This is a genomic window from Pseudoalteromonas sp. MER144-MNA-CIBAN-0113, from assembly GCF_040308965.1.
GTDB lineage: Bacteria > Pseudomonadota > Gammaproteobacteria > Enterobacterales > Alteromonadaceae > Pseudoalteromonas > Pseudoalteromonas tetraodonis.
Map to the genome: position 1 here is coordinate 1 of NZ_JBEOOG010000395.1, position 265 is coordinate 265.

The following is a 265-nucleotide window of genomic DNA, read 5'->3' on the forward strand; positions in this document are numbered from 1 at the left end:
GCATACGAACATTGGCACCGTATGCTGTTTGCTCGCTTTTTAGAACAAAGTGACTTGTTAATGTACGACGAAAACACACCAATTACTTTGGGTGATTGTGTTGAATTAGTTGAAGAAGGTGATCCATTAGGTGATGGTTCTGAAGTTAAAGACGGTTGGGAATTAGCAGGCAGTTTAGCACAAAAGATGTTGCCGCAAATATTCCGAGCAGACTCCCCTGTGTTCGACGTTAAACTTTCAATTAACCATGTTAATGACCTGGAAG

General features: G+C 41.1%; 1 protein-coding gene. It reads left to right on the forward strand.

Annotated features, from left to right (window positions below; all coding sequences use genetic code 11):
* A partial coding sequence (locus tag AAEY57_RS20205; protein WP_350608686.1) for a hypothetical protein occupies window positions 1-265 on the forward strand: 265 nt, incomplete at both ends.